This is a genomic window from Eudoraea sp. (assembly GCF_049665975.1).
GTDB lineage: Bacteria > Bacteroidota > Bacteroidia > Flavobacteriales > Flavobacteriaceae > Eudoraea.
In genome coordinates, this window is the sequence record NZ_JBATGR010000258.1 from 1 (window position 1) to 9,407 (window position 9,407).

At 36.6% G+C, this 9,407-nt stretch carries 9 protein-coding genes and 2 pseudogenes; 5 read left to right on the plus strand and 6 right to left on the minus strand.

Annotated elements, in window-relative coordinates; genetic code table 11:
- Window positions 1–229: pseudogene (locus WBN20_RS09365) on the minus strand (4-hydroxythreonine-4-phosphate dehydrogenase PdxA); the annotation flags it as partial.
- Between the two features lie 58 nt (window positions 230–287).
- On the opposite strand from WBN20_RS09365, the gene WBN20_RS09370 reads away from it, so the two are divergent.
- Window positions 288–878 (plus strand): riboflavin synthase, encoded by a 591-nt coding sequence (locus WBN20_RS09370; RefSeq protein ID WP_424281493.1) that lies wholly within the window; start codon window positions 288–290, stop codon window positions 876–878.
- 50 nt (window positions 879–928) lie between these two features.
- On the opposite strand, the gene WBN20_RS09375 is transcribed toward WBN20_RS09370, so the two are convergent.
- Both WBN20_RS09375 and WBN20_RS09380 read right to left on the minus strand, forming a co-directional pair.
- Complete coding sequence (locus WBN20_RS09375; protein WP_424281494.1) at window positions 929–2,017, minus strand: acyltransferase family protein; 1,089 nt, start codon at window positions 2,015–2,017, stop codon at window positions 929–931.
- 4 nt (window positions 2,018–2,021) lie between these two features.
- Window positions 2,022–3,833: a sodium:solute symporter family protein gene (locus tag WBN20_RS09380; RefSeq protein ID WP_424281495.1), complete on the minus strand. Its 1,812-nt coding sequence runs from the start codon at window positions 3,831–3,833 to the stop codon at window positions 2,022–2,024.
- Between the two features lie 92 nt (window positions 3,834–3,925).
- Between WBN20_RS09380 and WBN20_RS09385 the strand changes: the two genes are divergently transcribed.
- Window positions 3,926–4,663, plus strand: a complete 738-nt coding sequence (locus WBN20_RS09385) for a sulfite exporter TauE/SafE family protein (protein WP_424271200.1) — start codon at window positions 3,926–3,928, stop codon at window positions 4,661–4,663.
- Here the strand turns inward: WBN20_RS09385 and WBN20_RS09390 are convergent.
- Window positions 4,647–5,498, minus strand: a complete 852-nt coding sequence (locus WBN20_RS09390) for an endonuclease/exonuclease/phosphatase family protein (RefSeq protein ID WP_424281496.1) — start codon at window positions 5,496–5,498, stop codon at window positions 4,647–4,649. The genes WBN20_RS09385 and WBN20_RS09390 overlap by 17 nt on opposite strands.
- A 337-nt stretch (window positions 5,499–5,835) precedes the next feature.
- On the opposite strand from WBN20_RS09390, the gene WBN20_RS09395 reads away from it, so the two are divergent.
- Window positions 5,836–6,168, plus strand: a complete 333-nt coding sequence (locus tag WBN20_RS09395) for a TerB family tellurite resistance protein (RefSeq protein WP_424271198.1) — start codon at window positions 5,836–5,838, stop codon at window positions 6,166–6,168.
- A 131-nt stretch (window positions 6,169–6,299) separates the two neighbouring features.
- On the opposite strand, the gene WBN20_RS09400 is transcribed toward WBN20_RS09395, so the two are convergent.
- The gene (locus WBN20_RS09400) at window positions 6,300–6,803 is read right to left on the minus strand and encodes a lipoprotein (RefSeq protein ID WP_424281497.1); all 504 of its coding nucleotides are present in this window, start codon (window positions 6,801–6,803) and stop codon (window positions 6,300–6,302) included.
- A 300-nt stretch (window positions 6,804–7,103) separates the two neighbouring features.
- Here WBN20_RS09400 and WBN20_RS09405 point away from each other — a divergent pair, with 300 nt between their 5' ends.
- Window positions 7,104–7,811, plus strand: a complete 708-nt coding sequence (locus tag WBN20_RS09405) for a DUF6090 family protein (protein WP_424273841.1) — start codon at window positions 7,104–7,106, stop codon at window positions 7,809–7,811.
- 111 nt (window positions 7,812–7,922) lie between these two features.
- Here WBN20_RS09405 and WBN20_RS09410 read toward each other — a convergent pair whose 3' ends face one another.
- Window positions 7,923–9,014 (minus strand): hypothetical protein, encoded by a 1,092-nt coding sequence (locus WBN20_RS09410; RefSeq protein ID WP_424281498.1) that lies wholly within the window; start codon window positions 9,012–9,014, stop codon window positions 7,923–7,925.
- Between the two features lie 117 nt (window positions 9,015–9,131).
- Between WBN20_RS09410 and WBN20_RS09415 the strand changes: the two are divergent.
- Window positions 9,132–9,407, plus strand: a pseudogene (locus tag WBN20_RS09415) (YfcC family protein); the annotation flags it as partial.

The window sequence follows — 9,407 nt, forward strand, 5'->3', positions numbered from 1 at the left end:
CATTAACTTTTCCCGCTATGGCCCTTGAAACTTCCTTAATGCCATTGTAGTTAATATCGATTCCGAGGTCGTTCTTCTGTTTAGATATGGTCTTGTTTGACGCAAAAATAATTGGGGTGCAAAAATCCGTCATCCTGGAATCCTCAAATGTTTTAAGTACAACTTCACATCCTATACCATTCAAATCCCCAATGGATATCCCCAACCTTATTTTTGCCTTTTCCTCCATGTTATCAAACTCTTTATTTCTACTTTTACAGAGCAAAACTACTTATTTTAAATGATACATGTTTACAGGAATAATTGAAACTTTAGGTAAAATACACAGATTGCGAAAAGAGGGAAGCAATCTTCACATAACGGTTAGATCCCTTATTACCGATGAATTAAAAATAGACCAAAGTATTTCCCACAATGGGGTATGCCTGACAGTGGTCCAAAAAGAAGCGCCTTATTATACAGTTACAGCGATTGATGAAACCCTGCAAAAGTCAAACCTTTCAGAACTAAGGGAAGGGCAGCCAGTTAACCTGGAACGAGCTATGGTCATGGGGTCAAGACTAGACGGGCACCTGGTTCAGGGCCATGTGGACCAAACGGCAGTTTGTAGAAAAATAACCAGGAATGATGGTAGTTGGATGTTCACTTTTGAGTACGATCCGAAGCTTAATAATATTACTATTGAAAAGGGATCCATTACAGTAGACGGGGTTAGCTTAACAGTTGTTAATTCTGAAAAAAATGCCTTTAGTGTAGCAATTATTCCATACACTTATGAGCATACACGATTTAAAGAATACGAAATTGGCACTTTGGTGAACCTGGAGTTTGATGTAATTGGTAAGTACGTGGCCCGGTATCTTGAATTACAATCGTGATTATTAACTGTTTGTAATATCTTCTACATATTTAGGTTTTTCCGGAAACTTTAAACCTTAATAAATATTTTACGCCTGTACATTACATAAGCTAAGAGTAAGTAAAACGAAACAACTGTTAATCCGTATAGCAACGAAGATAACTCAGCCGACATGAAATCATGAAGATATATATTCTTAAACAGCCACTGATGAAGTGTGGTTTGCTCATCCATTTTTATCGAATAAAATATTTTGGTTACAAAGCTTGATAAAAAATAAACCGTAATCGCATTTGAGCCAGCGTAGCGGAAAACACTTCCAAATTTAAGCCCCTTAATATCGGTTAAATAGTATATTAAGGCCAGAAATATATTGGCCCACCCAGCGGTTACTAAAACAAAACTACTACTCCATAGAGCCTTGTTAATTGGAAATATAAGATCCCAAAGGTGTCCTGCTATAACAAGAGTGGCTCCCAGAAGAAATAATAATATTTCCTTTTTTGCACGTTTAGACAAAAGTATCAACCCGGTAAATATGCCCATCAATGAAGTGGCTATAGAAGGTAGTGTACTCAATAATCCTTCGGGATCATAGTCTTCCTTGTACATATGGGTTCCTAATACATTAAGGTCAACATAATTAGCCCAGTTATTGGCTGCCCTGTCAAAAGTTGGCTCTATACCATTAACAGGAATAAAACCCATCCAGATCCAATACCCAATTAATATGGTTATGCAAATTCCAAGAAGTACTCTCCAGTTAAAATTTATAAATAAAATTGCCGCAAAAAAGAATACTACCCCTATGCGTTGTAAAACACCCGGAAACCGGATACTATCAAAATCCTTAATAAAAGGAAAATGTATTGTAAATGCTCCCAGAAAAAGGCCTAAACCTATTAGTTTTAAAGCTCTTACTGTAATCTTCCTGTAGGTAGCCTTCGTAGCCTTTTTGTTGTTGTAAGAAAAAGCTATTGAGGTTCCTACAATAAACAGGAAAAATGGAAATACAAGATCCGTTGGTGTATATCCGTGCCAATTGGCATGCAAAAAAGGCGCATAAACATTGGACCATGTTCCTGGCGTGTTTACCAAAATCATTAATACTATGGTAAAGCCCCGAAAAATATCAACAGATATAATTCTTTCTTTCATAGTACTATAATATATCTTCTTTCATCCGGTTCCAGACTTTTGCTAATAAAACTCCCGAAACAATTGCAATTACCGTTAATATGATGGCTAGTTTTGTCTCCCCATAAATCCAATATCCTGTGGCAAACATGCAGGTATAAATTAGTACACAACCCAAAACCATTGCCGAAATTCCCTGCGGGACACTCCACTTCTCATTAGGATCGGAAATTACAACGCCATCAGATTTTGCATCTTTGATAACTTTCTCCCAGCCCGGGCCTCCGGGTTGAATTTTTATATAGAAATCTCTTAGTACCTTTTTTGATTCAGGCTGAGTCATAAACGTAGCGGCCAGCCAAATAATTGTAGTTGCCAAAACAACAAAAATATATTCAGACCAGTCCGGGAAAACGCCCGTATCTGCTGCAAATAAAAATGGTCCGACAGCAGTAAGTTTAAGAACTATAGATATGATTCCTGAGGCAAACATAGCGGTAATCTCACTCCAGGCATTAATACGCCACCAAAACCATCTTAAAATAAATATTAAACCAGTACCAGCCCCAAAAACGAGTAAAACTTCAAATAATTGAAGAGCATTTTGAAGCAGCAATGCAAGTAGAGCACTAAGCACCATAAGACCAACTGTAGACAAACGCCCAACCGCAACTAATCTCTTTTCTGAAGCCTTAGGATTAATCTGCTGCTTGTAAAAATCATAAACGATATAAGATGACCCCCAGTTTAGCTGGGTAGAAATTGTACTCATGTAGGCCGCAATCAAAGAAGCTAAAACCAGACCAAGAAGCCCGCTGGGTAATTTAGTCAGCATGGCGGAATACGCCAGGTCATGTCCTAATTTATCATCTGCCACGTTTGGAAATGCCTCGTGAATACTGGCTATATCCGGATATATCACCAAAGAAGCCAGGGCTACCAATATCCATGGCCAAGGCCTTAAAGCATAATGCATAATATTAAAGAAAAAGGTAGCTCCAATAGCATGATTTTCGTTCTTTGCCGCAAGCATTCTTTGCGCAATATAACCTCCACCACCAGGTTCCGCTCCCGGATACCATGAGCTCCACCATTGTACTGCAAGGGGTATAATAAAAAGTGTGATCAAAGCCTGCTTGTTGCTGAAATCTGGCAGAATAGAGAGTTTGTCCGCCACATTTTCATTGGCCATAAGAGCTTGTATTCCTCCAACTTCCGGTAAATTTACCAAATAATATGCTGCACCAATTGCACCTCCCATTGCCACAAAAAACAATAAGAAATCTGTATATACGACACCTTTAAAACCGCCTAATGCACTAAAAGTTACTGTAATTAATCCGGCACTTATTACAGTTTGCCAGGGTTCCAACCCAAGCATTATTCCCCCAATTTTAATGGCTGCCAGGGTAACCGCAGACATGGTAATTACATTGAAAATAACACCAAGGTAAACCGCGCGAAACTTTCTTAAAAATCTTGCCGGAGCACCGCCATAACGTAATTCATAAAATTCGAGATCCGTATTTACATTAGATTTTCTCCATAGTTTGGCATACACAAATACGGTTAACAGGCCGGTAATAAGAAAGGCCCACCAGACCCAGTTTCCCGAAACGCCGTTGGTTCTAACAATATCAGTTACCAGGTTTGGCGTATCTGTAGAAAATGTAGTTGCTACCATAGAGAGTCCCAGTAACCACCAGGGCATAGTCCTTCCCGATAAGAAAAATTCTGTGGTATTCTTCCCTGATTTTTTAGAAACCAGAATCCCAATAAGCAGAACAATTGAGAAAAATACAATTATAAACGAGTAGTCTAAGGTACTTAATTCCATAGTTTGGTTTTGGTCAAGGCATAAAGATATTATTTTTTAGGATACATTTGTTTTTTGTTCTTTAAACCTATTAATCGCTTTAACATCCTATATTGGAAATTACCACCACCTCCTGGATATTGGCTTTTTTTGCCTCCGTAATTCTGGGGATTTCTAAAGCAGGCCTAAAAGGTATCGCTATTATTATTGTTACCCTTATGGCACTCGCCTTTGGAGCCAGAGAATCTACCGGTCTTATTGTGCCATTGCTTTTAGTTGGTGATATTTTTGCGGTAATTTATTACAACAGGCACGCACAATGGAAATATATTCTGCGTTTTCTACCATGGATGATATCAGGGTTATTGATAGGGGTCCTGATTGGAAAAAACCTTCCCGAAAAGACGTTTAAAATTGGAATGTCGGGCATTATTCTGGCAAGTGTATTGCTTATGTACTGGTGGGATTTACGCAAATCAAAATCTGTCCCTTCACATTGGGCTTTTGGAGGTTTTATGGGGGTAATGGCAGGAATTACCACTATGATTGGGAATTTGGCCGGGGCCTTTTCAAATATTTATTTTTTGGCTATGCGACTTCCTAAAAATGTATTTATAGGCACTGCAGCATGGCTTTTTCTGATTGTAAATGCAATAAAACTGCCTTTTCACATTTTTGTATGGAAAACTATTAGTTGGGAAACATTGGTGATAGATTTAAAACTACTCCCCGGAATCATATTAGGGTTATTTATTGGTGTACGGCTGGTTAAAATTATTCGTGAAAGTTTTTATAGGAAGTTGATCCTGATTTTAACTGCAATAGGGGCTATTCTCATTCTGTTTCGATAATAGATAACTTCGCGAGTACGGGGAAATGATCTGAAGGATATCTCAAGTCTTCCGAATCACTCAAAATGGCATATTTAAGAAGCTGAAATCCTGTTTTGGAAAGGAAAATATAATCTATTCTTCGTGTTATGGGTTCTGAAAAATTAAACCCATTAAATGTTCCTTCAGGGCCAAAACCCTTATCCCCGGCAAGCAAATGGGTGTCCTGCATGGCACTGGAGAGCAATAAAATACTCGGGTGATCCGGTTCCAGATTAAGATCCCCTGTTAATATTACAGGGAAGTTTTTAGTGTTTAATTCTTGTATTCTTTCAATGATCTGGAATACACTTTCCTTTCTGGCCTCCTCTCCAATATGGTCAAAATGCGTATTGAATACCCAAAAGTTTTGCCCCCCCCTTTTGGTTTTAAATAATCCATAGGTGCAAACCCGTTTAATGGCTGCATCCCATCCTTTTGAAGGTATTTCAGGCGTTTCCGATAGCCAGAAGGTGTTTTCTTCCATTAACTCCAACTTCTCCGGATTATAAAAAATCGCCGAAAACTCACCATTTTTGAGTCCGTCTTCCCTTCCCTTCCCAATATAATTATAACCGGGCATTCCTTTCTTAATTTCTTCCAACTGATGCAGTAACCCTTCCTGAATTCCAAAAACCTCGGGTTCATAAAAGTTCAGTTGACCAATTAAAAAGTCCTTTCTATTATCCCAACGATTCAGGCTATCAGAAGCCACATCCAAGCGAATATTATATGAGAGCACGGTAATATCCTGAGCATTTAAATTTAGTGCTATCAACAAAAAAAACATCGGGCATATAAGCATTATTTGTTTCATATTTCAAATTGTTTTTTTAACCTCTCCATAGAATTCGGCATCTGTAATAAGTATCTCCTCCTCCTCCTCTGATCTATTAACCATATCTTCTATAGCCCTTGATTGTTAACATTTGAGGAAATATTTATACCTTAAGGTCTCATGTCTAAGGATCTGCAGCATATTTATTCTGCTATATTTAAACGAACTTTTATTAGATAAGTTACAAAACCTTTTTTAATTATGATTCCTATCGGAAAGCCGTTAAAAAGGATGCAAGAATGACTTTTTTTAATTACCTTGTATATTGTAATTTATATAACGGAGAATCATCATATCAATTCTAGAAAAAGAAATAATGAATTTTAATTTAGCTGAAAAATTAGCCATAGTAAAAGCCATTGATGAGGTTATTCTGGTAGATGGAAAAGTTGATAAACGTGAAATTGACTTCCTTACTCAATTGATGGATATTTTAAAATTTGACCGCGTTCTCATTGAAGAAGCGAGGAAAATTACCGCTATGGAATGTATGCAAGTCCTGAAGGCTATGCCACACAATAAAAAAACCGCACTAGGAGTGATGTTGAGTGAGATGGCCAACGCAGATGGAGAGTTTAGTGAGGATGAATACCGCCTTATTTTTAATCTTTTATTGGAAGCCGGTATTGATATTGAATCTGCACTTTAACATGTAGCCTGCTTAGCACTTTTAACAAAACGAATACTAAAATTTAAAAATCCGACTTTTCGAAAAAAGTCGGATTTTCCATTAGAAAACTCTCCATGGTACATAATGACCATGGAATATGAGATGCCTTCCTAAAATTCTTTAGTCAGATCTGCGGTGTCATACCATTCTGCCTGATGCGTAATTTTCCCTGCTTCATTAAAAAAGTAGACGGCATAATATTTTAATCTAGAGTCTTTTCCTGTTTCAGCATTGATCGACTTCCAAAGTCCGTAAACCCTGACATCCCCATTGGGTTTTTGATCTTCTCCCAAGCCCGCAAAATATTGAGCATCGCTTAGTTTTTTGTTATTGTACCCCTTCATAAAACCTTTCATAGCCTCTTCCCATGTAGTTCTTGGTAAAGAGTCGCTGCCCACACTGGGGGGTGACCAGATAAAATCGTCCGTAACGTACTGGCCAAAGTTAAGGGAGTCATTGTTAGAAAATGCCTCCAAAAAAGCCTTTGTGGTTTCAACATTCTTATGGAATTTTTCCATATTCGGATCTGGCATAGGTGCCTCGGGTTCCTTCACTTTTTCCTGGCAACTGGCCAGAAGTACAATAGCAACGAATAAGAGAATGATTTTTTTCATGTTTTTGTATAATAGTTTTATGGTTAATAAGTATATCTCAATGAAAGGAGATGTTGCTAGGATATAACTTCTAAGGATATAATCATAATCTTAGTGGATGAAGGCCTGTTTTTAATGTCCGAATGCCCTGTTTTTTTTATCGGTAGAAAAAATACTTCACTTTATCATTAATTTGTTTCGGGCATTTTTTTGTCCTCTCATTAAAAAGAAACCATTTAACAAAACTTGGGTTCCCCAAAATACTTTAGTAATTTCATAAAGATTTGCATTCTTTGAATCAGTTTAAATATTTAAATACATATGAAATTATTTAGAGGGTTCAGACAACAATTAATTCAGGATAAGAACCTAAAAAAATACCTTTTATATGCCATCGGTGAAATTTTATTGGTAATGATTGGGATTTTACTAGCCTTTCAAGTCGATAACTGGAATGAAGAAAGGGAGAAAAAAATTACAGAAATAAAAATTTATAAAAATATCAGAGACCAAATTATTGGAGATAAAGAACTTATTCAGAGTCAGATAGATTATAACAATCACTACATGGTACAGTTTGAATTTGCCAAAGAGCTTATTTTGACCAATGACCGCACCAAAATGGATACCCTGGGGATTATAGTTTCAAAACTTACCAATTATTCCGATTTTGACAGAGAAGGCAATATTTATGAGACTTTAGTAAATGGCGGCCAAATGCAGTTGCTTCGAAACCAAAGGATCATTAACAGAGTTAGATGGTTGGAAGAACGCTATAATTATGTAAACAGAATGGAGAATATTCATTACGATGTGATGATGAAATTCGCTGCCCCCAATTTAACTTCAGCCGTAAATTTTGTTTCCGCCAAAGTCATTGACCCGGACCTTGTTTTTTCCAACGAATTTCAAAACCTTGTATTTTTATTGTTGGAGATTATGCAAGAAAAAGAACAGACCTATAATGCCGCTATTAAGGAAATTGACGAAATTTTGGTATTAATTGATGAGGAGCTTAAGCCTAATTAAAAACGCAAAAGAAATGATAAAATAGACATTTCTCAGTATCCTGCTATTTGGATATTTACTAAGAAATGCACACAATAAAATTGTGACTCATACATAAAATTGGACTGATTATTATTTAACCCTAGTACGGTTAATTATATTTCTATTGAATTTTTTATCGTCTTCAATGATTTCAAAAAAACTCTCCACAAATTCTTTTGCCGTCCGAAATTGAACAGGATCTCGGAAATATGTTTGCAAACCATCAATGGTGGCAAAAAGTTGTTCTTTATGATCAAGGTAAGTTTGCCTTACTTCTTGCAATATGGCTTCATCACGTTCATAGCCTTTATAGGCACGTTCGGTTACACTTTCTATTTTGGTAGGTATATTCTGGATATTAGACACCGTTGAGTAATGTGTGTTTACCAGGCCCGACATATCAAAATCATAGGGTACTGCAATAATTTTATCCTCCACAAACAAAAGCCGTTGATTGTGTTGAACCCTTGAAGAATAGTCTGTATTTCCTATCATGTATTCAAAAAATGCATTTTCTACTGCAAAAACAGCGTCATGCTGTAAGGGATGGATAACTCTTTTTATCTGCTTTCCATTTACACGCTCGGCAACATTATCAATATCCTCAATAAGAAACCCCTGGATCTGGTGTTGCTTTATTCGATGTCCTTTCTCTTCAAGAAATTCTATCTCCAACAATCTGGTTTTGAAATGATAGGGCGAAATAACTTCATATAGCCTATAAGCCAAATACTCCTTTATAACATAATCATTACCATTTCTTCCCTCCAGACAGGGTAACACAACTTTAAGTTTTTTATTCCCCTGAAAGAGTGTTCCTCTTGTTTCAGATTTTTTTAGTTTGATTCGTAATGGAACGTAATAACAGTTGTCTCGTCTAAAATTACCCCGGGCTCTGAGTTGAATATCTATGGAATCCCATACGGTATTTGCATCGTTATACCATAGCATTGATTTTACATAAGTGCTATCGTTAGTATTCTCTCTTAGGTTTTTAGCGGAAAATTTTAGTTTTAAAGGCAGTTGTTCCTGATTTTTAAAAAGTGCTGTGGTTTCTTTAATACTGTCATTTTTACCCTGCAGGGCAAACATAAAATGGCCCATGGATAAAGAAAGAAAGAGAAAGATAAAGGAAGTCTGGCTTTTCATAATTCCATTTTCGGCCTTCTTAAATATAATCATTTAAATTTCAATAAAAATGATTTTGAAGTTCCTTGCCTCTTTGTTTTCAATTCTGAATAGAAAATAAATCTATTACCTTTAAAGCTTTTCTGTCATCTCCTAAAGCCAACCAACCAAATGAAGAAGTTTCCGAATGCCCTTGTAATTATGATTGGGTTTATTTTATTCTCTGCTGCTTTAACCTATATTGTTCCTCAAGGAGAATACGAAAGAATCATTAATCCGGATACTAACCAGACAAAGGTAGTGCCAGGTTCTTTCGAGCAAATAGAAGCTCCGTCTGTTTCTGTTTTTGATATCTTATTATCCGTTCCTGAAGGGTTCATTGCCAGGGCAGATTTAATAGCACTCATTTTATTAATTGGCGCAAGTTTTTTTGTTATTGAAAAAACC